This is a genomic window from Streptomyces auratus, assembly GCF_050433025.1.
In the GTDB taxonomy this organism is placed as follows: Bacteria; Actinomycetota; Actinomycetes; order Streptomycetales; family Streptomycetaceae; genus Streptomyces; species Streptomyces sioyaensis.
In genome coordinates this window covers 2,384,821-2,409,076 of the sequence record NZ_JBNGCB010000003.1, presented here as the reverse complement: position 1 = coordinate 2,409,076, position 24,256 = coordinate 2,384,821, and the positions used below count along the sequence as shown (strand labels likewise).

Here is a 24,256-nt window from a genome sequence, read left to right as displayed (position 1 = left end):
CAAGCCCACCCCGGCAGTTGCCGATATCCGGCCCCGGTGGCCGGGAAGGTCTCCCGGCCGAGGACCGCCCCCAGCGGGGAGGGTGCGGGGGCGGCATGGATGTCCAGCGTTCAACCTGCTACGCTACATCCTACCTAAACCGAAACGGTTTCGGTAAATCCGCTCGGGCACCCCCACTCCCTGGCCGGGCGATCGCGTACATGCCAGGCCCGGAAGCCCCCTGTACGGGCTCTTCCGAGCGACGACAAGCAAAGGACAAACCGATGACGGCGGAAGGCAGCCGAGCCCGCGTCGCGATCGTGACTGGGGCGGGAAACCCTGATGGCATTGGATTTGCCTGTGCGCTGCGACTGGGGACTCAGGGAAATCGAGTAGTGCTGACCGCGACGACGGAGCGGATCCGTCAGCGTGTCGTCGAGCTGGCAGAGCAAGGGGTTGAGGCCGTCGCCGTGGTGGCCGACTTGACTGAGCCCGCTGCTGCCGGGTCTCTGGTGCAGACCGCCCTGGAGCGTTTTGGCGGGCTTGATGTCCTGGTCAACAACGCGGGGATGACCTCGGTGAGTGATCCCGAGCAGTCGGCACCATTCAGCCGGCTGTCGACCACTCAGTGGCACTCCGCGCTACGGCGGAATCTGGACACCGCGTTCTACGTCACTCGAGCCGCCGTGCGGCCCATGGTCGAGGCCGGATACGGGCGGATCGTGAACATCGCCTCGGTCTCGGGCCCGGCTATGGCCTATGCGGGGGATGCTGCTTACCACGCCGCCAAGGCGGGGCTCGTGGGCCTGACCCGGGCCGTGGCTGTGGAGACCGCCGCGCACAACGTCACCGTGAACGCCGTGGCGCCGGGCTGGATCGCTACCGGATCCAGCACCGAACGCGAGCGGAGGATGGGTACAGCTACTCTGGCGGGCCGTTCGGGCACGCCCGACGAGGTGGCAGCGCTTGTCGCGTTCCTGGCCTCCCCGGACTCGAGCTACATCATCGGGCAGGTGCTCACAGTGGACGGCGGCAACGGCATCCAGGAGGAGCGCGGCTAGGGGCTGTCGTTTGGATCAGCCCGGCATGATCCAAACGACAGCCCCTAGGCCCGTCCTCCGCCTTCGGGATCCACACCCACCCCTTCCTGTGGGACGTCGATTGAGTACGCCTGCCTGACGTCACGGACGAGACAACGGTGTGGTCAGGAACTTCTCCGGTTGCTGACGTGCAGCCCTTCGCTGGTGGCGGCCCACCATCCGTACGTCCTGCTTGCGTTTCACCCCGCAGGGGCACGGTGTAGCCCACGCGCACCGCGAGGCCGGCGCCGCACGGTGCGTCGGCTCACGGGCCACCAGCCGCCGAGCGCCTAGGCCGTTCCCGCAGCCGGCCGGCACCGCGCCCCCCTGCCGGCCTTCCCCCACACCTCCCCTCCCCCGCACCGAAAAGCTGAGGAGCCCGGCATGACGTACGACCAGTCCCGCACCGTCGATTTCTTCACCCACCAGGCGCTGCCCGCCCCGCGGCTGACGTCCGACCAGGCCTGCCGGATCGCCGCCGAGCACTTCGGTCTCACGATCCGCGCCGAGTCGCTGGGCAGCCAGCAGGACGCCAACTTCCTGATGACCGACGACGACGGCGCGCCCGCGGCCGTCCTCAAGATCGCGAACCCGGCGTTCACCGCGACCGAGATCGACGCCCAGGACACCGCCGCCGACCTGATCGCCGAAGCACAGCCCGGCCTACGTCTGGCAACCGTTGTGCGCGACGCCGACGGCAACCGTCGCACCGCCCTCGTGCGCACCGACGGCGGCCCGGTCACTGCCCGCCTGCTGCGGCACCTGCCCGGCGGAACACTGTCGGGCCCGCGCCACCTGTCGCCCGGGACGGTAGCGGCCATGGGCCGCATCGCCGGCCAGGTCAGCACCGCCCTCCAGCCCTTCGAGCACCCGGGGCTGGAGCGCGTCCTGCAATGGGATCCCCGCCACGCCGACCGCGTGGTCGCCCGGCTGCTGGATCACCTACCGCAGGTGGGGCGCCGGTCCGCCGTGCTCGCCGCGACCACGGATGCCTGGGCCGCTGTGCTGAAGGTCGCCGAGCGGCTCCCGCGCCAGGCCGTGCACCTGGACCTGACCGACGACAACCTGGTCCGCTCACCCGGCAGCCCGCTGCCGCTGCCCGACGGGATCATCGACTTCGGCGACCTCACGGACACCTGGGCGGTGTGCGAGCTGGCCATGCCGCTGTCCTCGATGCTCCATCACGACGGCATGGAACCGCACCACGTCCTGCCCGCCGTCCGTGCCTTCCACGAGATCCGCCCGCTCTCCGCCGACGAGGCGGCCGCCCTGTGGCCACTGGTCGTACTCCGCGCAGCCACCCTGGTCGTCAGCGGACGGCACCAGGCCGCCATCGACGGCGACAACGCCTACGCCCATGCCGCCCTCGACCGCGAGTGGCGCATCTTCGAGCAGGCCACCGCGGTACCGACCGCGGTCATGACCCGCCTGATCACCGAAACGCTCGGCCTGACCTGCCACCGAGCCACCATCCCTGCACCCGCGCAGCCGCTGGTGGCGGGACTGGGCCCCGACCGGATCTCCGTGCTCGACCTCTCCGTCGAGGCCGACGCCATGGACCACGGCGCCTGGCTGGACGAAGCGGCCGAAGACCGCCTCGCGTCGGCCCTCCTCGCGCACGAAGCCGTTGCGGCCGCCACCCGCTACGGGCAGGCGCGGCTCACTGCGACCCCGGCCCTGTCCGCCACCTCGCCCGCCACCATCGCCACGGGTATCGATGTGTGGCTCGATGAGCCCGCGGTTCTGCAGGCGCCCGGCGACGGTGAGGTGCTGTGGGCGGCGCCCGGCCACGCGGCCGTCACCTGCGGTCCCCACGCGCTGTGTCTGTCTTTCCCCGACACCGTCCACCCCACCTTGCCCGCCGCCACACTCGTCCGCGCGGGTGACCACCTGGTCGCCCTGCCCGCAGGCACCCGCGTCCACGTCGCGCTTCAGCAGCTCGACGCACCCGCCGTCCCGCCACTGGTGCGACCCGAGTACGCCCCCGGCTGGCTCGCGCTCACCGCCGACCCCGCCCCGCTGCTCGGCCTGCCGGTCGCCGGGACTGCTCCGCAGCCGGATTTGCTCGCGCGGCGCGACGCCACCTTCGCCACCGTTCAGGAGCACTACTACGACAACCCGCCCCGCATGGAACGCGGCTGGCGCCACTACATGGTCTCCGCCGAGGGCCGCTCCTACCTCGACACGGTCAACAACGTCACCCCGCTCGGCCACGCCCACCCCCGCGTCGAACAGGCGGTCTCGCGGCAACTGCGCAGACTCAACACCAACTCCCGCTTCCACTACGCCGCCGTTGTGGAGTTCACCGAACGCCTCACCGCGCTGCTGCCCGACCCGCTGGACACCGTATTCCTGGTCAACTCCGGCTCCGAGGCGGCCGACCTCGCGATCCGGCTCGCCATCGGCGCGACCGGGCAGCAAGACCTCGTCGCCCTGCGAGAGGCATACCACGGCTGGACCTACGCCTCCGATGCCGTCTCCACCTCTCTCCAGGACAACCCCAACGCCCTCGCCAGTCGCCCGAACTGGGTCCACACCGTCGACTCGCCCAACCCGTACCGCGGCTTGCACCGCGGCGAGCAGGCTGCCCGGTACGCCCCCGAGGCGGTCCGAATCATCGACGACCTAGCCGCCTCCGGCCGCCCGGCGGGCGCCTTCCTCAGCGAGTCCTACTACGGCAACGCAGGCGGAGTCGCCCTCCCCGACGGCTACCTCGCCCAGGTGTACGCGGCAGTGCGCAGGCATGGCGGACTGGCCATCGCCGACGAGATTCAGGTCGGCTACGGCCGCCTGGGCACCTGGTTCTGGGGCTTCGAGCAGCAGCAGGTCGTGCCCGACATCGTGTGCGTCGCCAAGGCCATGGGCAACGGCCACCCCCTCGGCGCCGTGATCACCACCCGGGCCATCGCCGACCGATACCGCGACCAGGGCTACTTCTTCTCCTCCACCGGCGGCAGCCCCGTCTCCAGCGTCGCCGGCCTCACCGTCCTCGACACCCTCCGGGACGAGGACCTCCAGGGCAACGCGGTCCGCACCGGCACCCGCCTCAAGACCGGGCTTCAGGCCCTCGCAGCCCGCCACGGAATCATCGGCGCAGTCCACGGCACCGGCCTCTACCTCGGCCTCGAACTCGTCCGCGACCACACCACCGTGGAACCCGCCACCGAGGAAACCGCCGAACTCTGCGACCGCATGCTCGACCTCGGCGTCATCGTCCAGCCCACCGGAGACCACCTCAACATCCTCAAGATCAAGCCGCCGCTGTGCATCGACCCCGCCGCGGTCGACTTCTTCACCCGCACCCTCGACCGCGCCCTCACCGAACTCGGCCACCGCAGCACCAGTGAGCACACTCACTGAGCGACACCAGAGCTCCTGCCTCCGCGTCGTGCGCACCGTGAGGTCACCACCGTGCGCACAACGACTCCGGTCATCTGGCGAACCGACGTTCCGTCCGCCGGCACGCGCCTCGGTGATCTCGAACCGGATCGGCCAGGTGGCCTCCGACGCTGCGCTGAAGGCTTCAACAAGGGCGATCGCCGAACAGAACGAACCTACCGGCACGATGCTCGGACGTGCCCAGGCGGAACGCCAGGTGCGCGCGGACCTCACCCCGGCCGGACCTGTCACTGCGCTAGGTGGTTCTCCGCAGGTGGTCCTGGCCGACGCCGTCAACCGGCTCGGTCATCATCCTGCGCGACGACCTCCGCCCGCGCCCCGGTCTGCCCAGCACAGTGGCGAGATAGCCAAGGAGAAAGCCAACCGGTGCCGAGACCAGGGCTACGTTCTCCAGTGGAAACCAGTCAAGATGCCATGAAGGGAACAGGGACGAGGGAACACCACTGACGCGCGGCGAGAAAAGAAGAAGGGCCAGGGTGGCTCCCATGCCGCCGTAAAGCGTCCACAGAAGTCCGCGGTGGGTGTACTCACGCCAGAACAGCGAGTACACCAGGGCAGGCAAGAGGCTGGAGGCGGCGATGGACAGCGCAATGGCGGTCAATTGTTGGATGTTCTCGTTCCGCGCGGCCACCGCCAGGGCGATAGCCGCAGTGCCCACAATGGCCGCGGCCCACTGTGCCGCAGCGACCTCTGATCCTTCGGACTGCCTCTTCCCGTAGGTGTGCGGGGAGATGTCGTGCGCGACCGCTGCGGCAGCAGCCAAGGTGACGCTCGCCGTCGCTGCCAGCACGGTCACGAAGAGCGCGCACGCAACGAGGATGAACACGGCAGCCCCGCCGGCGCTCGAGGGACCCCCGGCCAGGCTCGCGGACAGCAGCATCAGCGCGCCCGCTCCGCCCGTGTCAGCGGAAATAATTCGCTCGCTGCCGACGAGTGCGGCCGCTCCCAGGCCCATCACCACAGTTCCGGCCATGAAGGCCGCGACAACGTACATCACCCGGCAGACGACTGACGCTGCAGTGGCGTCGTCGGAGAGGGCATTGATGCGCATGACCACATGGGGCATGCCGGCCAATCCAAGGATGATGGTCACCTGGAGGCCCACGAAGTCGGCTGCCCCGACAGCATCGGAGGCCCGGGGTACCGTGCTCATCCCCTGGCTCAGGAACGCCTCCGGGCGGTAGCTGTGGCTCCGCGCGGACTGAAGCAGGGCGCCTGGGTTGAAGCCGAAGTGTTTCATCACCAGGATGACGACCGCGGCGCATGCAGCGAACAGCACGACGCCTTTGACGATCTGCAGGGCAGTCGCGCCACGCATACCGCCGAACACGGTGGCTGAGACGATCAGGACACCGATCATTATGGTGAAGACTGACCGGGCGCCGCTGCCGGCGAAACCGAGAAGGAGCGCGGTGTTGATGCCGGCGCTGGCGAGTTCGAACATGAGCAGGGGCAGACAGACTGCAAGGGTGACGATGCCCGCTGCGACTCGCGGAGCCCGGCCCTGGGTGTGCTGTGCGCACACGTCGCCGATGGTGAAGCGTCCGCGGCGCCTTAGCGGTCTCGCGAGGATGAGCAGCAGTGCCAGCGCGAACAGCACGCTGAGGGCGATGAACATGCCGTCGTAGCCGAAGAGACTGATCGTGCCCGTCATACCCAGGAGAGTGCTGGCTGGAAGGCACACGCCCACCATCGCCAACACGGCGCTGAAGAGAGTGCTTTGGCCGCGCCCTCGGTAGAAGACGTCGGCGTGATCCTGCTCCGGACCCAGGAACAGACAGAAGAGCAGGGCGCCAACAAGAAAGCCAAGAAACACCATGAGCAGGATCGTGCGCGTGTCGTTCGTCATCGGCACGATCACGGCCAGCATGCAGCCGGTCATTTCTCACCTCCATATTCCGAGGCGGGGGCCGACGCGTACCGGGAGGCTGTCCACAACAACAGCACGCTCTGCCCGATGAGCAGCAGGGAACCGGGCGTGAGTTGGCCGACCGCGTCGCTCGCAAGTTGTGGTTTGGCGGCCAAGGCCAGCACCATGTGGAGCACCAATAGGGCCACGTTGAGTCTTACGAACCGTCCCTCCGGACTCCGCTGCCATCGGCATGCGTGCTTACTTTCATGTGCCGCAAGAGATCGAGACATACCTGCCTCCCCCACACTTCTTCATAGGAGTGGTCGTGCGTCCGGACCGACCCGGGGGGCGGTACGGATGCACGCAAGGCCAGTTGGCGGTTGGGGCGACGGCTGCAGCTGTGTGCACCGCGGCAACCCTGAACCGATGTGACGTCGCTACCGAGGCACGCACGCAGGCTGTTGGCGACCTCGGCGCCAGAAAGCCGGGTCCGGGCACTGCGGGTCGTAACTCCTGCTGGTGACCCGCCAGACCGATTGTTGTCGGTCTCATACGGATGTGCACGAAGCGGGGCACTCGGCATGAGCACCCGTGACACCGGATGCACGGTTGATCTGTGGGTCAGCCGGCGAGGTCGGATGCCTTGATCTGGCCAAAGCTCATGTCGAACGGGTTGACCCAGAAAAGCTCTGGATTCCCCGGGTCACGAACCGTGATGTGCCCTGCGACTCCTTCGGGGAATCCGAGCCTGCCGAAGATACGAAATCCGGCTGCCGGCTCCCGCTTCCGGTACGCCCTCTCGTCCTCCGCCGATGTGCATGCCGGGGGCTGCGGTATGACGGCGCCGGCAGGCATCTGCCCCACTGCCGACCGCATCGGTTCGGGCAACGTGCTGGTCATTTGTCCTCCTGATATCGATTCACTCTTCGTCACGCCATGGCTCCAGGGGAATTCCGTGGTTCACGGCCTGGTCCGCACGCGGCCTGTTCTCCCGAACTGGCCGGACAACAGCCCTTCCCGCGTCGGATCAAGTCCCGGGAAGCGGCTGAGTACGGCCTGCCGCGGCCCCAGCACGTCGCGCCATGACGGAACGGATTGGATGCGCGGTAAAAGAGCTGAACGGCCAGTACCGGTCGACGATCCGCCGCAACTCGTCGGCCTACTGCGGTGCCGGCTTTCCGGTGTAGGAGGCCGGCTGTGCGCGCAGGTGGAGAATGGCGAACTCAGGAACCGTTCCGGTGTGATCAAACCGGTTCAGCCGCATCGCGACGGCCATCCGACGGAGACCTGATGCACAGGCAGTCCAGCGTGCTGCGGTTGATGACGCTCTGGAAGCCCCCAACTCGCTGCCCGGGTCCGCCCTCGCCACGGGTACCTCCCCTTCCGTCCCACCCAAGAGCGGTTCCCGCAGCGCCTGTGACAACCTGGCCACGCTCTGCATTCTCTCTTTTTGAACCATTGGTGTCAACGATGTTCGGCCATCGTGCGGCGCGCGGATCCAGGGTGACCACAATGCCCTGGTACCCACCCTTCTCTGCACGGTGGAAGCCCGGGGTGTCGCCGAACTCGGCGGCGACCTCCTCCAGCGGATCGACGGTCAGTGTGGAGGCGACCATCGGGACGCCGGTGCGGGCGGCGGCGCGGGCCGTGGCCAGATCGCCGTGGCCGGCCTGTGCGCACAGGCCGATCACGCCGACCGGTGCCATGAACAGCGGTGCGGGCAAGCGGATCCCGAACAGGTCGACGGACAGATCCCGGTCCGTGGCTCCCACCATCATGCGCGGGATGAGGCCCCAGCGTTCGAATGCGGTGACGTTGGCGCGCTGCGTGCCCTCGTCACCGGCTCCGGCCATGACGTAGGAGCGGACCCGACGCGGGCATCGCGGCCTGTGCCAGCGGCTCCAGGTCGTCGTAGGTCATCAGGAAGGGCGGCACCACGCCGCGCAGCCCGTCCATGTAGATCTCGTTCTGACAATCGCCGTACGCCATGGTGCGACCTCCTTCACGCCCGCCATGTGTTGGCATCACCACCCGTACAGGCCCGGATCGTCACCCACATGTTCACCGAGGGCGGCCGATGGCGCATCGCCGCCCTGCCCCCCGTGGCCGCTCCGTCGGCATCATCCCGCCCGACCTATGGGCGGAACCGGCGATGTGACGTGCACGGCCGAGGCCACGCACGGCATCCGGGCCGGGAATGCGGCAGACGGGCGCGGGCGGCGCCCCACGGTGCGGCGGGGTGGTCAGGTCGGGACCGGAAGGTCACCAGCCTTGCCGGGCCGGCTCCGCCCGGCGCCCCACCGATATCCGACAAATCGGGATGCTCTGAGGTCTTCCTACCCGATGGCGCAAGTGTTACTTTGCACTTATCTAAATCGAAACGGTTTAGATAAACCGCGCCCCCGAACCGGACGCCCGCCCCCTCTGGACCTGCCATGGAAGCCACCAGGACAGACTCCCCGCACACCACCGCCACCCCGCCCCGGGCGCTGCACGGCAACCTCGGCACCCCCGAGACGGCCTGCTCCACCACCAGGCGCCCCGCCCGCCAGGACCCCCCAGGTCCCGCCGGCTCCCCCTGGCCGACATACACCCCGGCACTGCCGCCGCACGATACGAGGCCACCACGGCCAATGATCCCGGCCGCCCCCCGCGCCGGTGACCGGCACACCACCTGGCCCGTGAACTGCGACCCGGCTGAAGTCGGCCGCATCCGCCACCGGACCACCGCACAGTTGCACGACTGGGGCCTGCAAGACCTCAGCGACACCACAGAGCTCCTGGTCAGCGAGCTGATCACCAACGCCTTGCGCTACGCCCCCGGCCCCATCCGCCTCACCATACGAATCCTCTGGGCCTCCCTGCGATGCGAGATCGAGGACACCAACCCCAGCAGCCCGCAACGCCGCACCGCCACCCCGGACGCCGAAAGCGGCCGCGGCACCGAACTCCTCGACGCACTCACCGAAGCCTGGGCAAGCACCCGCACCCCCACCGGCAAAACCACCTGGTTCACGCTGCCCCTCCCGCACCCCCAGGAGAGCGATCCCCACCTCGCCGACTGAACCCAGGAACAACCCCGGCCTACAAAGCCCGACAACCGCCATCCCGCACCGCCACGCCGGCAACTCCCGCCGCCACACGCCGAAGCCGACGGACCCCTCCCGGCAACTACGCGCCCGGCGGCTCCAGGACATGGGCATCGGAGCAGGCTCCGCCAGGGACGGTTCAGCGGGAAGGGAGGCTTTCGGTGAAGCCCGCGAGCAGGGCGGCCAGGCCGGCTTCGAAGGCTCGGTCGGCGCGTTCGGCGCGTTCGGCGTCACGGGGCACCGCCCCCAGGGCCTTGGCCAGTTCTGGGGCCTCGGCAGCGTCGGGGATCTCCCACATGACGGGGGGTGCAGCCAGGTCCAGCGCGGAACCGATGATGAAGTTCTCGACCGCGGTCACCATGGCCAGGGAGTCCCGCTCAGGGAAGCCCGCCCCGTGCAGCATGGCGATCACCCGCTCGTACGCACTGATGACGAGAGGTGCGCGGACGGTGGTGGTGGCGAGGATGGGCACGAGGTGCGGATGGGCGGCGAACGCCTCGCGGTAGGACCGGGCGAAGCAGGCCAAGACCTCCTGCCAAGGACGCTGGTCGATCCGATCCAGTTGGTCGTAGTCCATCGCCTCGCCGACCTTCTCGCGCAGCAGCTCTATAACGCCCGCACGTCCGTCGACGTGGTGATAGAGGGAAGAAGTCTGCACGTTCAGCGCTCGGGCGATCGCGGGCACGGTGAAGTCCCCGGTCTCGTCAACGATCGCCAGGGCAGCATTGGCGATGCGTTCTCGGTCCAGCAGTGCTACGCGCGGCCTGGCCATCTCGGCAGCCTCCGTCATGACGATCTCTTGGGGGCCCTGCAGGTCCGTCCGGCCCGGTGCCTACATGCTAGCGCCCAGTTACCTAAATCGAAACAGTTTAGTTTAGCAGTTCCGACACCCTTGGATCCGGAGCGCCGAACCGGCAGCAACCGCGGCCCGCAACAGCGGCGATCCCGCACCGCCACGCCGGCAACGCCCTCCGCCGCGACCGCAGCCATGTGACGTTTTCGAGACACGCTGGGCTCTTCCTCTGCGCCGCCGCACCGGTTAGCTTCCACTTACCTAAACCGAAACGGTTTAGGTAAGTGGGCGCCCTCGATCGGACGCCCGCCTTACCCTTGACCCTGCGATGGGAGCCACCATGACAGATTCCCCGCACACCACCGCTGCTCCGCCCCAGCCACTGCGCGGCAACCTCGGCACGGGTGACATCGCCTTCTTCGTGGTCTCGGCGGCGGCTCCCCTGACCGTCATGGCCGGGATCGCTCCGTTCGCGATCATGTCCGGAGGCATTGGCGCACCCGCCGCCTACCTGTTCGCCGGCGTCGCACTGGCCATCTTCTCCATCGGCTTCACCACGATGGCTCGTCACGTCGACGCAGGCGGTGCGTTCTACGCGTACATCACCCGGGGCATGGGTGCACGGACCGGCATCGCGTCCGCATGTCTGGCCCTGTTCGCCTACAACGCCTTGCAGATCGGCCTGTACGGACTGTTCGCGACCGCCACCCAGGCCACTGTCCATGCCTTTCTCGGTGTCAACATCCCGTGGCCCGTCTATGCCTTCGCTGCGATCGCCCTGGTCGCCCTCGCCGGCTACCGCAACATCGACTTCGGCGCGAAGCTCCTCGGTGTCCTGCTCTTCGCCGAGACCGGCATCCTCGCCCTCACCGACGCCGCTGTCGTCGTGCAGGGCGGAGCGCATGGCCTGGAGCTGTCGTCGTTCGCCCCCACGCACGCGATCAGCCCCGGCACCGGGATCCTCCTCGCGTTCGCGTTCGGCGCCTTCATCGGCTTCGAGTCCACCGCGATCTACCGCAGCGAAGCCCGCGACCCCCAACGCACCGTCCCCCGCGCCACCTACATCGCCGTCGGGTTCCTCGCCTTCTTCTACGCCTTCACCTGCTGGACCATCATCGAAGCGGTCGGCGTCCCTCACGCGGTGCAGATCATCGCCAAGGACCCGACGTCCGTGGTGTTCAACGTGACGGGCCAGTACGTGGGCGGCTGGGCCGCGAACACCATGTACGTGCTGATCATCAGCAGCGTCTTCGCCGCGCTTCTGGCCTTCCATAACGCGATCAACCGCTACACCTTCAGCCTTGCTCGGGAAGGCATCCTGCCCGCCCGCCTCAGCCGCACGCACCCCAAGCACTGCTCCCCCCACACCGCAGGCGTCGTGCAGACCGCACTCGCCATGGTGGTCGTCGCCGCGTTCGCGATCGCCCACGCCGACCCCTACCGCCAGCTGCTGATCTGGGTGAACACCCCCGGGGTCATCGGAATCGTGCTGCTACAGGCCCTCACGGCACTCGCCGTCCCGCTGTATTTCCAGCGCACCGCCCACAACGAAGGCGTGGTGCGCACCGTGGTGGCGCCGGCCGTGTCCGCGGTGCTCATGGCAGGCGCGCTCTACCTCATGATCAGCAAAATCGTCCTCCTCACCGGCGCGTCGGCCACCGTGAACAACGTCCTGATGGGTTGCGTGCCCGCCGTCCTCGTCGCCGGGTACGCCGTCGCCGCCGTGGTCCGTTCGAAGCGCCGCGAGGCCTACGACAGCCTGGCGCAGCCGCACGAGGCTCCCGCAGCAAGCTGACCCGGAGCCCAAGTCTCATTCGTTCCGGGCCGCCCGACTCCTGCCTCGCCCCAGTCTCGCGACCCTGCCCTCCTTGATGCCAGGAGCTCATCCATGCCGCAGGCCGACACGATCGTCCTCGCCCGCCACATCCACACCCTCGACCCCGACAAGCCCGGCGCAACCGCCGTCGCCGTCACCGACGGCCTGATCGCCGCCGTCGGAGACCACCGCGACGTCCGCGACTGGCGCGGCCCGGACACCGAGATCATCGACCTCGAGCACTGTTACCTCACCCCAGGCTTGGTCGACGGCCACACCCACCCCGTCCTGGGCCTCGACCTGGCCACCGGTATCGACCTCTCCGCCGTCGCCACCCCCGACCAACTGCGCGACGTCCTCGCGGACGCCGCCCGGTCCACCCCCCGCGGCGGTTGGGTCACCGGCTTCGGCCTCGAACACAGCGCCTTCGACGGCATCCCCATCACCGCAGCCGCCATCGACAACGTGCTCGGCGACGTCCCCGCGCTGCTGGGCCTGTACGACGGGCACTCCGCACTCGCGTCCACCAGAGCCCTGCACCTGGCCGGCGTGACCGGCCCCCGTGTCTTCCCCCAGCGCTCCACCGTCGTCTGCGACCCGGACGGCCGGCCCACCGGGCACCTTCTGGAAGCTGCTGCCATGGCCCTCGTCCAGCGCATCATCCCGCGCCCTGACCAGGCCCAGCGCCGCGCCGGACTGCGCGCTCTCCTCGACGACATGGCAGCCGTGGGCCTGACCGGCGGGCACGTCATGGACTGCCAAGGCGACGCCCTCGACCTGGTCGCCTCGCTCGATGACGAGGGCGAGCTGCCGCTGCGGCTGCGGCTGGCGCCGTGGTGCATGCCCGGGGTCACCGACGACGAGCTCGACAGCCTGATCCGCGACCACGGCCGGCACGGCCGGTACTGGCAGCTCGGCGCCGTGAAGTTCTTCATCGACGGAACCGTCGAGGGCGGCACCGCATGGCTCGAACACGCCGACTGCCACGGCGAGGGCACCGAATCCTTCTGGCGCGACCCCTCCGCGTACGCGCGCGCCGTGCATCGTCTCGCGGCCGCGGGCATCCAGACCGCTACCCACGCGGTCGGCGACGCCGGCGTCCAGCACGTCCTCGACACCCTTGAAAGCGTCCGCACCCGCTCCGTTATGCATCGCATCGAGCACATCGAGTCCCTGCCCTTGGAACACACCGGGCGCTTCGCGAAGCTGGGCGTCGCCGCCTCGATGCAGCCAACCCACGCCGCCTACACCCGGGCCGAACACACTGATGAGTGGTCCCGCCGACTCGGGCACGAGCGCGCGAATCGCGCCTGGTGCACCGGCGACATCCACGCCACCGGTGCCACCCTCGTCCTCGGCTCCGACTGGCCCATCGCCCACTACGACCCGCGGGAAGTCCTCGCGACCGCACGCCTGCGCCGCCTGCCCAGCCGTCCCGACGCCGCTCCGGTCGCACCCGGGCAGGCACTCGATGCGCTCGCCGCGCTCCACGGCATGACCACGAACCCCGCGAAAGTCGCCGGCGAGCAAGCTTCGGCAGGGCGTATCGCGCCCGGCTACCGAGCCGACCTCACCGTGTTCGGCGCAGACCCGGTGCACGCCCCCGCGGACGAACTCGCCGACGCGCCCATCGCGCTGACCATGCTCGGCGGCAACGTCACCCACCGCGCCTGACACCAGCAGGAGTATCGGACCGGCGACCTCGCGCAATCGGGAGTCGGACACCGGATCCGGCCTCACTGATGCTTGGCCGGCCCCCCGGTAGGCCGTAACCGGGCGGGTGGCCGAGCCGCGGCCCGACGCTGCCGACGCGATGCCACGCCGTCGAGAGCCGACTACCGGCCTCCGCGTGCGCGGAGTTCGACGGCGTCGAGGAGCAGTCCGAGCGTCGTCTCGAACTGGTCGTCCTCGTCGGCCTCGGCCAGGAACGGGGCCACCGCCGCCAGGTCCGGGTACCGGGCCGGAGAGACGGCCAGGTACTCGCGACGCCAGGCCATCCGGTCCCCTTCCAGGGACGCGCTGTCGAGCGCAGTGACAGCCGCCTCGTAGGACGCCAGCGCCATGGCGGTGTCCACCAGCGACCGGTAGTAGCGAGCGGCGTCGCGGTCCTCGAAGCCGGCCTGGCGCAGCGCGCCGATCACCACGTCCGCCCCCCGGAACTCCGCCGCGCGCCGGGAGACGCGGGTGGCGACGAGCACCGCGACCTGAGGGTGGGCCAAACACGCCGCGCGCACCCGGCTCGCCATCGACTCCAGCGTCTGCCGCCAGCTCGCGGACGGGACGAAGCCGTCCATCGCTTCCGCGATCAGCCGCTCGGCGAGCCCCAGCAGGATCTCGTCCTTGCCCGCGAAGTGCCTCAGTACCGCTGTGTGGTTGGCCCCCAGTTCGGCGCCCAGGCGACGCAGCGTCAACGCGTCGGCCCCCTCGCGCTCGATGACGGCGAGCGCGGTGTCCAGGATCAGTCCCTGGTTCAGCGACGTGGAAGGCGGACGGCCCCGCCGGGGCTTCGCCTCAGGCGCGCCCGTGGTCCCGGATTCCGTCATGGCGACCATCCTAGCCATCCGCTGTCACCGCGGATTCCGGGACCACGAGCGAGTTGCTCAGCCGCCCGCCTCCAGGTGCGAGACGAGGCCGGTCAGCGCCCGTACCGTCTCGGCGTCCCGATCGAAGTCGTCCGCCGTGGGCCAGGCACTGGTCTTGACCACCACCACGTCGGCCTCCGGATCGACCCAGAGGAACTGACCGTGGATGCCCACTCCGGTGAAGGCCCGGCGCGCGCCGCCCAGCGTCCACCACTGGTTGGAGTACCCGTAGTGCGGCGGGATGTCCGGCCCGAGCGCTCCGACCTCCAGATGCGCCAGGCCCGCGCCGCGGCTGCGCTCGACCCACGCCCGGGGCACGATCTGCTGCCCGTCCAGCACTCCGCCGCGCGCCATCAGCAGACCCAGCCGCGCCATGTCCCGCACCCCTGCGTTGAACGAGCCGCCGCCCAGCGCCGTGCGCGGATGCCTCCGGGTGAGGAAGTAGTGTGCGTCGAGCTCCGCGCCGACCGGTTTCCACAACCGCTCCGCCGCGTACCGCGCCAGCGACATCCCCGTCGCCGCCTCCAACACCCAGCCCAGCACCTGGGAGTCCATCGTGGAGTAGTTGAACACCGTCCCCGGCTTGGCGGCGCTCGGCACCGTGCGGAGCACCTCCAGGAGCGACCCGTCGCCCATGACCGCGTGCTCGAAGCGCGAGATCGTTGCGTCCGGGTCGGTGTATTTCTCCACGAAAGCTGCGCCGCTGCTCATGTGCAGCAGATGCTCGATCGTGCGGTCGTCGTAGGCGGTGCCCGCCAGCCCCGGAAGGTAGGAGACCGCCGTCCGGTCCAGCGAGGCGATGGCTCCTTCCTCCAGCGCGATGCCGACGAGCATCGAGGTGACCGACTTGGTCAGGGAGAAAAGCTGGAAGCGGGCCCGCGGCGAGGCGAACCACCCCGGGTAGGACTCGTGCACCAGCAGTCCGCGGTGCAGGACCGCGAACCCGGTGGTGAATGTGCGCTTGTGCAGGTCTGCCAGCGTGCGCCGCTCGCCGGCGTACTCGTAGGTCCACCCGTCGAGGGCTATGGGCGCGTAGCGCAGCGATCGCGGCTCCACCGCACGCGGCACGCTCTCGGTCGGCATCAGGGCCGAGGTGTGCGTGAAGGTCCACTCGTTGAACGGCCGTGAGGTCGCGACCTCACCCTGATGTCGCCACAGCCACCTCGCCCCGGCCGCGAGGCCCACGGCTGCCGCACCTGCCGTCAGCGCGCGGCCCGGTCCTCCCATGTCATCCACCACTTCGAGCCTCCAGTGATCAGACGATCCATAATTTTGAACCTATGGTGACACCATTGGTCATCGGGCGCAAACATCATCGGCGTTCCGCACCGACACGCGTCCAAGCCCAACTACGGCCTGGACCATGGCGCTTACATCCCCCTCAAGGAGATGTACCTCGGCGCCGACATCCCCAGGAGCCGCCGCGCGCCCTGGCCGCCCAAGACCTCGACGGGCTCTTCGACTTCGTCGGCAAGGCCCCGGCCGCGCAGATCGCGCACCTGTGTGAATCCGGAGCCGCCTGGCCGGCGGCCGCGATCGCAGGACGGGGGATTTTCGCCTCAGCCGAGTTGGATGGAGCGTTTGACCAGGCCGTACCGGTAACCGTCGATGAGGGTCTGCTGCTGGTCTAGGTCGTCCTCGCCGGCGCCGAGGGTGATGAACAGCGGGCCGAAGTGCGCGGGTGCGCGTCCTCGACCTTGAAGTTCGGCGGGAACGACTGCACCAGCTGGACGAATGTCTCGCACCCGTCCGGCACCTGCGGATCGTGCTGGACGTAGTTCGACCCCCACATCAACCGGAGGGCATCCTCATGTTTCGACAGTAGCACGAAAGTCGAGGAGTGCCTCATGTCAATTTCGATCGCGCACGCCCGCTCATCGGACGGGCCGCGGGCCGCATCTGCTTCCTGGAGGCGGGCCGCACTCGGCCGCGCACTCGGTTACGCAGGATCCCCCCGGCTGATCCCCAGCCCCTTGTCGATGCCCTCGTATCCGTTCTCCGGGTTCGACGGGTGCGAGGCGACGGCAAGCGCCTGGGAACTCCGTCGAGTGCGCCTTCGCCGCCATCAGCGAGGGCGTGACGATCGCCGACGGCGACTTCGTGTTCTTCTACAACCGGGTCACGGGCTTCGGCCCCGAGCCGCTGATCGCGGCCGAGATCTTCCGCCTGGAGAACAACAAGATCGCCGAGCGGTGGGCCGTCTACCAGCCGGACCTCGACAAGACCGTCAGTGGCCACCCGCTCTTCACCCCGGACATAGCCGGCTCGCGCTGATCACCGCCACGCGGATGCCCCCGGCGCCCTGGGGTGCGAGGGGCATCTGTGGTGTCACCTCGTTCTCACCCCCCTGAGGCCGGGCCGAGTTCCGCAGGACCGGCCGCGACTCCTCCCGGCCTCCACCGGAGGCGGCGGGGCGTCGCGGCGGGCGCGGGGCCCGCGGGTCGTTCCCCGATGGCCGGTTGGCCGGCTTCACCGGCCGTAAGAGCGCTCGCTCCCCTGTCCGGTCGCCGGATACGGCCGTCTACCGTTCTTCACCGGTGACCCGCGCTCGCATGTCGGGCGGTGTCGAGCCCCGTGGGGGTTCCCGCGTCGTGACCGTCGTCGTGCGCGTACTGCCGAAGCCGGACGACGCCGGGTGGAGGTTCAGCGGATCATTCGGTGCGGGAGCCGCCGAGGGTGGTCATGGCGCGGCTGACCTCGTCGGGTGTCATGGGGGGTTCGGGCAGGGGGTGGGCCCTCTCGGCACGGAAGGCGTCGAGCGTGAAGCCGAGGTGGCGACGCCAGGCGGTGGGGGCGACGGTCCGGGTGGCCTGGATGATGCGGGCCTGGGACCAGATGAGGAAGGCGAGGTCCTCGGGGGTGGCGTCGTCGCGCAGTGCACCCTGTTCCTGGGCGCCTGCGAAGATCTGGCAGGCGAGGTCGTAGCTGCGCCGGCGGACCTGCGCGGTGAGGGCTTCGGTGGGCAGGCGCATGGAGACCAGGTCGTTGAACGCGCGGTCGTGCGCCTGCAGTTCGCAGAACTTCTCCAGGTAGGAGCAGAAGCCCTGCCAGGCGTCGTCCATGGCCACGGCCTGCTCGCCGGCCGTGAGCCATTCCTGGAATTTCTCGGCGAACAACTCCTCCACCAGAGCCACGCGGGTGGGGAAGTGCCGGTACAGCGTCCCGATCGCCACCCCGGCCTGCCGGGCGATGCCTTCCAGGGACGCCTCCAGCCCCTCTTCCGCGAAGGCGCTGCGGGCGGCGGCCAGGAGCGCGTCGCGGTTGCGCTGGGCGTCCCGGCGCAACGGCTTGACCTGGGGCGGAGTCGTTGACGACTGGTGTGACATGAAACCCACCCTACCAACATGAGGCCCCCTCAGCTTCCGTGTTCACGTGCAGAAACACGTCATGCTCATCGTCACCGGGGCGACCGGACAACTCGGCCGCCTTGTCATGGAACACCTGCTGGAACTGGCCCCGGCCGACCAGGTCGCCGCCATGGTCCGCGACCCCGGCAAGGCGGCCGATCTCGCCGCCCGCGGCATCCGGATCCGCACCGCCGACTACGACAACCCCCACTCCCTGTCCGGCGCGTTCGGCACCGGCGACCGGGTCCTGCTGATCTCCGGCAACGACACCGCACGCCACGTCCCCCAGCACCTCGCGGTCATCGACGCCACCAAGGCCGCCGGCGTCGCACAGCTCGCCTACACCGGCATCCTCGGCGGCGGCGCCGGCCAGACGGTGTTCGCCGCCCACCACACCACCGAACACGCCATCCAGGACTCCGGCCTGCCGTACACGTCCCTGCGCAACGGCTGGTACACCGAGAACTACACCGCGCAGCTGCCCACCATGCTGGAACGCGGCGTGCTCCTCGGCTCCGCCGCCCCGGACAGCCGCATCGCCTCCGCCACCCACGCCGACTACACCGCGGCCGCAGCCGCGGTCCTGACCGGCGAAGGCCACGACAACGCGGTCTACGAGCTCAGCGGCGACAGCACCTGGAGCCTCGCCGAGTACGCCGCCGAGGTCTCCCGACAATCCGACCGGCCTGCCGTCTACCAGCAACTCACCGCCGACCACCACCACCAAATCCTCCTCGACAGCGGCCTGCCCAAGGAACTCGCCGACGCCCTCCTCGACGCCGAGGACCTCGTCAGCCGAGGCGAACTCGCACGCACGACAGGCGACTTGAGCCGTCTCATCGGCCGCCCCACCACACCACTCGCCCGGACCGTCAAGGACGATCGCGCGATCCAGCTCGTCGTAGCTCACCATGATCCGCCGGTACGGATGCGGCGCCTCGCTCGTGACCAGGGCCTCGTGTCCCCGGACGCGGATGAAATCGATCCGCCGGCACCGGCGGGAGCCCGCGGATCTGGAGGCCGACCCCCGACTGCACCTCAGCATGGGCTGGACCACCCACCACTGGGAAGACCACCCCACCCGCGCCCCTCTTTCCGGGCGAGCCCCTAGTATCACTTCGCGTTCTCCGACGAACGCTGACGCCCGCTGGGTCGTGCCCGCCGCCCAACGCCCGGCACGACGACTCCACCGCATGGAGATGGAGTCAAGCACCGAGGAGAGGAACGTTCATGCGCGCCCGGAGCATCGCCACGGCCACCGCAACAGCATTGGCACTGGTGGCCGCCCGTGACCTTGTCCAGAAGAAGCACGCATTGCTCCGGAACTTCCCTGTGCTCGGGCACGCCCGGTACCTGTTGGAGACGATCGGGCCGGAGCTGCGGCAGTACATAGTGACCTCCAACGACGAGGAGCGCCCGTTCAGCCGTGACCAGCGCACCTGGATCTACGCGTCGGCGAAGGGGGAGAACAACTACTTCGGGTTCGGAACGGACAACGACGTCGAGCACACGCAGGGGCACGCCTACCTGAAGCAGCGCACGTTCGCCGGCACGTTGCCCGACCTGCACGACCCGCAGGCCCTACTGCCATCAGCCAAGGTGCTGGGCGGGCCGCGCGGGCGCGCCAAGGCGTTCCGGCCGGCGAGCGTGGTGAACATCTCGGCGATGAGTTTCGGATCGCTCTCCGGCGCGGCGATCACGGCGCTCAACAAGGGGGCGGCGCTGGCGGGCACCCTGCACAACACGGGTGAGGGCGGTCTCTCGCCGTACCACCGCAACGGCGGCGACCTCGTCCTGCAAATCGGTACGTCCTACTTCGGCTGCCGCAACGAGGACGGCAGTTTCAGCATCGACAAGCTCAAGGATGTGGTCGCCGGCGCCCCGGTCAAGGCGATAGAGATCAAGCTCTCCCAGGGTGCCAAGCCCGGGCTGGGCGGAATGCTCCCGGGCGCGAAGGTGACACCGGAAATCGCCGAGATCCGCGGCATCCCGCTCGGCGAGGACTGCGCTTCCCCGTCACGGCACACCGCGTTCGGCGACGTCGACTCGATGCTCGACTTCGTCGAACTGCTCGCCACCGAGACCGGCCTGCCGGTCGGGATCAAGAGCGCGGTGGGCGAGATGGAGTTCTGGCAGGAGCTGGCCTCGCTGATGGCGCGGGGTGACCGTGGTGTCGACTTCGTGACCATCGACGGCGGCGAGGGCGGCACCGGGGCGGCGCCGCTCACCTTCTCCGACTCGGTGTCGCTGCCCTTCCGGATGGGCTTCTCCCGGGTCTACGGCGTCTTCGCCGAGCGGGGGCTGACCGACGACCTGACGTTCATCGCCTCCGGCAAGCTCGGACTGCCCGAGAACGCCGCGGTCGCCTTCGCTCTGGGTGCCGACATGATCAATGTGGCTCGTGAGGCGATGCTGTCGATCGGCTGTATCCAGGCGCAGAAGTGCCACACCGACAAGTGCCCCACCGGCATCGCCACCCAGAGCCCGTGGCTGGCCCGCGGCCTCGACCCGACCTCGAAGGCCACCCGGGCCGCTGTCTACCTGCGGACCCTCCGCAAGGAGCTGATGAAGGTCTCGGCGGCCGTCGGTGTCGCCCACCCGGCGCTCATCACGGCCACGGACATCGAGATCATGAACGGCGACTACGAGGCTCGCACCCTGGCCGGCGTCTACGGCTACAAGGACGGCTGGGGCGAGCTCGGCCCGCACCTCGCCGAGGAGATCACCGCACTGCTCACCTCCGAGCAGTCCCCCGAGCAGTCCTCCGACCAGAAGCCGACCGCCTGACGCGCCGATCACGGCAGGCACCCCGCTCGCCGCTCCCCTGCCCGGAGCGCGCGCGTGGCGCCGGCCGGTGGCACCCTTGTCTTGCCTGCTCCACGAACAGCCCCTGCCTAGGTGATCACAACATGAGCGAAAAAGTGAGATTCCCGAGCGTCGTCGGCCCCGAACTGGCCGGAGCGATCGACCTCCCGGACGGCGAGATCCGCGGCTGGGGGATCTTCGTGCACGGCTTCACGCTCGGCAAGGGCTCGCCGGCCGCGTCACGTGTCAGCAAGCAGCTGGCACGCGAGGGGATCGGCATGCTGCGCTTCGACAACCTCGGGATCGGGGACTCCGACGGCGACTGGGGGGACGGTTCCTTCACCGTCAAGGTCCAGGACACGATCCGTGCCGCAGCCATGATGGCGGAGCGAGGAACTCCGGCAGACCTGCTGGTGGGGCACTCATGGGGAGGCGCCGCCGTCCTCGCCGCGGCGGCCGAGGCAACCGGCGTCCGCGCGGTCGCCACGATCGGGGCGCCGGTCGATCCCAGCCACGTCGAGCGACAGTACGACGCGGTCGTGGATCGCGTGCTCAGTGACGGGTCGCACGAGTGGTTCGTCGGCGGGAGGACCCTGGTCCTCAAGCGCGCCTTCGTCGAAGACGTCCGCCGTGCTCACCTGCGTGACCGGATTCGCGAGTTGGACCTACCACTCCTCGTCCTGCATTCGCCGACCGACGACACCGTCCACATCGACAACGCCGGAGAGATCTTCCGCGAGGCACGGCACCCGCGAAGCTTCGTCTCACTCGAAGGAGCAGACCATCTCCTGACCGCCCGAGGACAAGCTCAGCGAGCCGCCCACATCATCAGCGCCTGGGCCGACCAGTACATCCACGGACCACAGCCCGCAGGAGACACATCTCAGGTGGTGCAGAGCTCGCTCGGGTAGTCCCGCAGGGCCCCCTGGCGGGCACCCGGTCCGACGAACTCGGCGGGGTCGAACTCGGCTCCAAAGGTGGCGAGGGCGGGTCTCCCTGCGGCGCGGCGGCGGGGGTGCTCCTCGTCGAGGTGTCGCGCATGGTGCACGCCTGGTGCGGTGGGCGCCTGCTCCTGGCGGGCGCGTGCGGACATGCGCAAGGGGCCCGCTCCTGGCGGGCCCCTTGGGGGTGGTGTTGTGGGTGGCGAGTGCTGTGCTACCTCATCAGCAGCCCGGGAACGTCGCCGCCGGGGTTTCGAAGGTCCCTTGCCCCCTGACCTTGATCAGGCCAACGGCCTTTTTGCAGGGCCAGCTCATCTTCCAGGTGTTGGTGGCCCGGTCGCCGTCGCTGATGGTCTCCAGCCCGGCGTATGACGACGAACCGTTCATGCGATACCCGAGTTGCGCCTTGATGTTCGCGCCACCCTTTTTGGTGTAGATGACATCGATGGACTGGGGCCGGCTGTCCATGACGATGCAGAGTTGCCCCTTGCTCAAGCGGGTGCACTTGACATGGTCCGAGCCTGACGCCACTTTCTGCGACGCGTGGGTGGGCGTCGCCTCGGCGCCAGCCGCATGAGCCGGAACAGTGACAAGCGAGAAACCAACGGCCGCACACGCGGCGGCTGCCAGTGAGACACGACGAATCATGAAGATCTCCCCGTTCGAAATTTCTCTGACCGTATAAAGGATCGATCACTGGAGCGACCCATTTTCGGACAAGCTTCACCCTTGTTCGAGCCGAAGGCATGAGGGGATGTCGCTTGGTCCGCGAGTCCCCTGGCGTGGTCGTGAGCCCGAGCGAATCGGGTGGGCTACCTCGGGCTGATCGTGACCCGGTAGGTGGCTCCGGCCCTGTCGTGGGTGCTCACGGTGACGGTCTGGCCGTGGGCGTCCCAACTGGCCTTGCTGCCTTGGATTTCGACGCGGTAGCCGCCTGGGTACGTGTCCCTGGGCACGGTGATCCGGGTGGGCCCCTCTGCGTGGTCGCGGGTGCGGAAGGTGAGCGTGTAGGTGCGGGTAGCCGGGGCGTACGCGAACGTGAGCGGGTCGCCCGCGACGGCCCGCGCGTACGGCTGGACGAGCAGTTGGGCGTTGGGCTTCGCGGCGCCCGTCTGGTCGAGGAAGCAGTAGCCGCCGCCCCGGCACCACTGCCACCACGTCCAGCCACTGGCGAAGCGGTCCAGGGAGGCCGTCATGTCGGTGACGAACTGGCTCGCGTGCGGAATGTAGGGGTTGCCGCCCCACTCGCCCACGATCACCGGCATGCGGTTGCGGGTCGGGTAGTGGCTGATCGCGGCCTCGTAGGCGGGGATGAAGGTGCCGTTGGGGTCGTAGTCGGCGCCGGTTTCCATCGCGGTCTCGTAGAAGTGCGGCGCGTAGCCGGCGTGCGGGTCGTCGATGTGGCCCATCTGGGTCGGGACGCCGACACCGACGATGACGGTCGGTTCGACGAATACCCACGACCTGTGGTCGACCAGGCGGATCGCCCGGGCAAGGCGGTTCCACAGCTCGGTGAGCTCGGTGGCCTCGAAGCGGGCCGCGGCGGTGGGGAGGTCTTCGCCGTCGAGGAACTTCGCGAACGGCTCATTCATCAGGTCGTAGCCGAGCAGTGCCGGGTGCCTGCCCAGGGCGGCGGCGACCGTCATCCACATGCGAGCGTGCGCGGCGCGGAGGTCGGCGTCCTTGTACAGGTGGTCGAAGGCGGTCTGTACGGATAGCTCGAAGTACTCGGAGAACCAGTCGTCGGGTATCGGCGAGAACGGCAGCCCCTCGTCGCGGGTGGCCCAGTCGGGGACGCCGCGGGAGCCGAAGTGGGGGCCGTATACGTCCTGGTGGGCGTCGAGGATGACCTTGATGTGGTAGCGGTCGGCCCAGTCGAGGATGCGGCGCATCTTGGTGAGGTAGCCGCGGTCGTAGTGCGCGGGGGTGGGTTCGAGGTCGTCCCAGAAGAACGCGAGGCGCGCGAGGTTGAAGCCCCGGGCGGCCATGTCTTCGAGGTCGCTCTCGTGGATGTCGGCGAACGCGTGAGTGCCTCGGCTGCTCTTGTCGGCGAGGTTGAAGCCGCGCCACTGCAGCGCGCGGCCTTGGCCGTCGGCGATGAAGGTGCGGTCACCGACCGTGACCCGGTCGGGGGCGCGGTCGGGGGCGCGGTCAGGGTGGGCCTGGGCCTGCGCGGGGAGGACGCCGAGCAGGAGGGCGGCCACGGCGAGGGCGGCGGGCGCGACGCGGGAGGTCAGGCGCATGCAGGAGCCCCTTTCGAGGATGGCTGCTTGAGCGGCGTGCTACTGGCCGGCCGGATGCTACTGGCGGGTGGGTCAAGTTCCCAGGGATGCACGGGAGTTGGCGGGAGTTGCCGGGCCTGGCCTCCGCACCTCCCAAGAAGATCGACAAGATAGAGAGCTTTACCGACGCATCCGGAAGGGTGCTGAGACGGCAGGACTCTCGGCAGAAGCCCTGGCCAGACGGCACAACGTCACCTGTCGGACCGTCCGAGCCGCCCTGGATGGCCTCGAACCCCGCACGCGCAAGCCGATGCCCCGCCGGAGGATGAGCACATTCCGGCGGGGCAACTCG

Annotated in this window: 19 protein-coding genes and 1 pseudogene; 9 read left to right on the top strand and 11 right to left on the bottom strand. The window is 69.1% G+C overall.

What is annotated here, in order from left to right:
• Positions 1-200: 200 nt before the first annotated feature.
• Entirely contained in the window at positions 201-1,040 is an 840-nt protein-coding gene (locus BKA18_RS30230) for an SDR family oxidoreductase (RefSeq protein WP_429638719.1), read from the top strand.
• 402 nt (positions 1,041-1,442) lie between these two features.
• On the top strand, positions 1,443-4,418 hold the full coding sequence (locus BKA18_RS30225) for an aminotransferase (protein ID WP_366044838.1): 2,976 nt from the start codon (positions 1,443-1,445) through the stop codon (positions 4,416-4,418).
• A 274-nt stretch (positions 4,419-4,692) separates the two neighbouring features.
• Here BKA18_RS30225 and BKA18_RS30220 read toward each other — a convergent pair whose 3' ends face one another.
• From BKA18_RS30220 to BKA18_RS30210, 3 genes and pseudogenes are all read right to left on the bottom strand, one after another.
• Positions 4,693-6,339, bottom strand: a complete 1,647-nt coding sequence (locus tag BKA18_RS30220; protein WP_366044839.1) for a sodium:solute symporter family transporter — start codon at positions 6,337-6,339, stop codon at positions 4,693-4,695.
• A gap of 591 nt (positions 6,340-6,930) precedes the next feature.
• The gene (locus tag BKA18_RS30215) at positions 6,931-7,209 is read right to left on the bottom strand and encodes a class II aldolase/adducin family protein (protein WP_429638718.1); all 279 of its coding nucleotides are present in this window, start codon (positions 7,207-7,209) and stop codon (positions 6,931-6,933) included.
• A gap of 578 nt (positions 7,210-7,787) precedes the next feature.
• Positions 7,788-8,298, bottom strand: a pseudogene (locus BKA18_RS30210) (alpha-hydroxy-acid oxidizing protein); the annotation flags it as partial.
• Between the two features lie 446 nt (positions 8,299-8,744).
• Between BKA18_RS30210 and BKA18_RS30205 the strand changes: the two are divergent.
• A complete protein-coding gene (locus tag BKA18_RS30205; protein ID WP_366044840.1) occupies positions 8,745-9,374 on the top strand; it encodes an ATP-binding protein in 630 nt (209 codons plus the stop codon).
• A 163-nt stretch (positions 9,375-9,537) separates the two neighbouring features.
• Here BKA18_RS30205 and BKA18_RS30200 read toward each other — a convergent pair whose 3' ends face one another.
• Positions 9,538-10,188 (bottom strand): TetR/AcrR family transcriptional regulator, encoded by a 651-nt coding sequence (locus BKA18_RS30200; RefSeq protein WP_366044841.1) that lies wholly within the window; start codon positions 10,186-10,188, stop codon positions 9,538-9,540.
• 343 nt (positions 10,189-10,531) lie between these two features.
• Between BKA18_RS30200 and BKA18_RS30195 the strand changes: the two genes are divergently transcribed.
• Together BKA18_RS30195 and BKA18_RS30190 are read left to right on the top strand one after the other, a co-directional pair.
• Entirely contained in the window at positions 10,532-11,986 is a 1,455-nt protein-coding gene (locus tag BKA18_RS30195) for an APC family permease (RefSeq protein ID WP_366044842.1), read from the top strand.
• A gap of 93 nt (positions 11,987-12,079) precedes the next feature.
• Positions 12,080-13,681: an amidohydrolase gene (locus BKA18_RS30190; protein ID WP_366044843.1), complete on the top strand. Its 1,602-nt coding sequence runs from the start codon at positions 12,080-12,082 to the stop codon at positions 13,679-13,681.
• 161 nt (positions 13,682-13,842) lie between these two features.
• On the opposite strand, the gene BKA18_RS30185 is transcribed toward BKA18_RS30190, so the two are convergent.
• The 3 genes from BKA18_RS30185 to BKA18_RS30175 all read right to left on the bottom strand — a co-directional run bounded on the left by BKA18_RS30185 (position 13,843) and on the right by BKA18_RS30175 (position 16,334).
• Positions 13,843-14,550, bottom strand: a complete 708-nt coding sequence (locus tag BKA18_RS30185; RefSeq protein WP_366044844.1) for a TetR/AcrR family transcriptional regulator C-terminal domain-containing protein — start codon at positions 14,548-14,550, stop codon at positions 13,843-13,845.
• A 57-nt stretch (positions 14,551-14,607) separates the two neighbouring features.
• A complete protein-coding gene (locus tag BKA18_RS30180) occupies positions 14,608-15,816 on the bottom strand; it encodes a serine hydrolase domain-containing protein (RefSeq protein WP_366044874.1) in 1,209 nt (402 codons plus the stop codon).
• 332 nt (positions 15,817-16,148) lie between these two features.
• The gene (locus BKA18_RS30175) at positions 16,149-16,334 is read right to left on the bottom strand and encodes a hypothetical protein (protein WP_366044845.1); all 186 of its coding nucleotides are present in this window, start codon (positions 16,332-16,334) and stop codon (positions 16,149-16,151) included.
• 331 nt (positions 16,335-16,665) lie between these two features.
• Here BKA18_RS30175 and BKA18_RS30170 point away from each other — a divergent pair, with 331 nt between their 5' ends.
• The gene (locus BKA18_RS30170; protein ID WP_366044846.1) at positions 16,666-16,863 is read left to right on the top strand and encodes a hypothetical protein; all 198 of its coding nucleotides are present in this window, start codon (positions 16,666-16,668) and stop codon (positions 16,861-16,863) included.
• Between the two features lie 377 nt (positions 16,864-17,240).
• Here the strand turns inward: BKA18_RS30170 and BKA18_RS30165 are convergent, their stop codons facing one another.
• Positions 17,241-17,915 (bottom strand): TetR/AcrR family transcriptional regulator, encoded by a 675-nt coding sequence (locus tag BKA18_RS30165; RefSeq protein WP_366044847.1) that lies wholly within the window; start codon positions 17,913-17,915, stop codon positions 17,241-17,243.
• A gap of 46 nt (positions 17,916-17,961) precedes the next feature.
• Here BKA18_RS30165 and BKA18_RS30160 point away from each other — a divergent pair, with 46 nt between their 5' ends.
• The 3 genes from BKA18_RS30160 (at position 17,962) to BKA18_RS30150 (ending at position 21,652) form a co-directional block, all read left to right on the top strand.
• Positions 17,962-19,047: an SDR family oxidoreductase gene (locus BKA18_RS30160; RefSeq protein ID WP_366044848.1), complete on the top strand. Its 1,086-nt coding sequence runs from the start codon at positions 17,962-17,964 to the stop codon at positions 19,045-19,047.
• A gap of 119 nt (positions 19,048-19,166) precedes the next feature.
• Entirely contained in the window at positions 19,167-20,723 is a 1,557-nt protein-coding gene (locus tag BKA18_RS30155; RefSeq protein ID WP_366044849.1) for an FMN-binding glutamate synthase family protein, read from the top strand.
• A 122-nt stretch (positions 20,724-20,845) separates the two neighbouring features.
• The gene (locus tag BKA18_RS30150) at positions 20,846-21,652 is read left to right on the top strand and encodes an alpha/beta hydrolase family protein (RefSeq protein WP_366044850.1); all 807 of its coding nucleotides are present in this window, start codon (positions 20,846-20,848) and stop codon (positions 21,650-21,652) included.
• On the opposite strand, the gene BKA18_RS30145 is transcribed toward BKA18_RS30150, so the two are convergent.
• From BKA18_RS30145 to BKA18_RS30135, 3 genes are all read right to left on the bottom strand, one after another.
• A complete protein-coding gene (locus tag BKA18_RS30145; RefSeq protein ID WP_366044851.1) occupies positions 21,625-21,834 on the bottom strand; it encodes a hypothetical protein in 210 nt (69 codons plus the stop codon). The two genes, BKA18_RS30150 and BKA18_RS30145, sit on opposite strands and share 28 nt — an antisense overlap.
• 70 nt (positions 21,835-21,904) lie before the next feature.
• Positions 21,905-22,330, bottom strand: coding sequence for a hypothetical protein (locus BKA18_RS30140; protein WP_366044852.1), 426 nt, complete (start codon positions 22,328-22,330; stop codon positions 21,905-21,907).
• A 164-nt stretch (positions 22,331-22,494) separates the two neighbouring features.
• Positions 22,495-23,925: a cellulase family glycosylhydrolase gene (locus BKA18_RS30135; protein WP_366044853.1), complete on the bottom strand. Its 1,431-nt coding sequence runs from the start codon at positions 23,923-23,925 to the stop codon at positions 22,495-22,497.
• Positions 23,926-24,256: the final 331 nt, after the last annotated feature.

Coding starts and splice junctions, on each gene's coding strand:
- BKA18_RS30230 (WP_429638719.1), top strand. CDS start 201: ATGCCAGGCCCGGAAGCCCCCTGTACGGGCTCTTCCGAGCGACGACAA.
- BKA18_RS30225 (WP_366044838.1), top strand. CDS start 1,443: ATGACGTACGACCAGTCCCGCACCGTCGATTTCTTCACCCACCAGGCG.
- BKA18_RS30220 (WP_366044839.1), bottom strand. CDS start 6,339: ATGACCGGCTGCATGCTGGCCGTGATCGTGCCGATGACGAACGACACG.
- BKA18_RS30215 (WP_429638718.1), bottom strand. CDS start 7,209: ATGACCAGCACGTTGCCCGAACCGATGCGGTCGGCAGTGGGGCAGATG.
- BKA18_RS30205 (WP_366044840.1), top strand. CDS start 8,745: ATGGAAGCCACCAGGACAGACTCCCCGCACACCACCGCCACCCCGCCC.
- BKA18_RS30200 (WP_366044841.1), bottom strand. CDS start 10,188: ATGACGGAGGCTGCCGAGATGGCCAGGCCGCGCGTAGCACTGCTGGAC.
- BKA18_RS30195 (WP_366044842.1), top strand. CDS start 10,532: ATGACAGATTCCCCGCACACCACCGCTGCTCCGCCCCAGCCACTGCGC.
- BKA18_RS30190 (WP_366044843.1), top strand. CDS start 12,080: ATGCCGCAGGCCGACACGATCGTCCTCGCCCGCCACATCCACACCCTC.
- BKA18_RS30185 (WP_366044844.1), bottom strand. CDS start 14,550: ATGACGGAATCCGGGACCACGGGCGCGCCTGAGGCGAAGCCCCGGCGG.
- BKA18_RS30180 (WP_366044874.1), bottom strand. CDS start 15,816: ATGGGAGGACCGGGCCGCGCGCTGACGGCAGGTGCGGCAGCCGTGGGC.
- BKA18_RS30165 (WP_366044847.1), bottom strand. CDS start 17,915: ATGTCACACCAGTCGTCAACGACTCCGCCCCAGGTCAAGCCGTTGCGC.
- BKA18_RS30155 (WP_366044849.1), top strand. CDS start 19,167: ATGCGCGCCCGGAGCATCGCCACGGCCACCGCAACAGCATTGGCACTG.
- BKA18_RS30150 (WP_366044850.1), top strand. CDS start 20,846: ATGAGCGAAAAAGTGAGATTCCCGAGCGTCGTCGGCCCCGAACTGGCC.
- BKA18_RS30145 (WP_366044851.1), bottom strand. CDS start 21,834: ATGTCCGCACGCGCCCGCCAGGAGCAGGCGCCCACCGCACCAGGCGTG.
- BKA18_RS30140 (WP_366044852.1), bottom strand. CDS start 22,330: ATGATTCGTCGTGTCTCACTGGCAGCCGCCGCGTGTGCGGCCGTTGGT.
- BKA18_RS30135 (WP_366044853.1), bottom strand. CDS start 23,925: ATGCGCCTGACCTCCCGCGTCGCGCCCGCCGCCCTCGCCGTGGCCGCC.